Source organism: Bacillus sp. SIMBA_026 (assembly GCF_046535335.1).
GTDB classification, from domain to species: Bacteria; Bacillota; Bacilli; order Bacillales; family Bacillaceae; genus Bacillus; species Bacillus velezensis.
Window position 1 is genome coordinate 1 of the sequence record NZ_JAWRWX010000464.1, and the last position, 237, is coordinate 237.

At 60.3% G+C, this 237-nt stretch carries 1 protein-coding gene; it reads left to right on the forward strand.

Translation table 11 applies throughout. The features are described from left to right. On the forward strand, positions 1 to 237 hold a 237-nt coding region (locus SB847_RS22170; RefSeq protein ID WP_410578909.1), incomplete at both ends, for a ferric reductase-like transmembrane domain-containing protein.

Below are 237 nucleotides of genomic sequence, written 5' to 3' on the forward strand. Positions count from 1 at the left end.
GCTCTTAGCCCATGGTCTGTTCATCGCCATCGGATACGGCGCGGCAGAGGGATTGGACCCCATTTCGGAATCCGTATCGCTCTGGGTCAACGTCCCCGACATGTGGTTGGCGTACATCTCCGCGCTGCTGTTTGTCGCCGTCGTCGTCACGTCCCTGGTTGCCGTTCGACGCCGGTTCCCTTACGAATTCTGGTACGCCGTCCACCTGCTGACATATGCAGCCGTGGCGACCTCCAT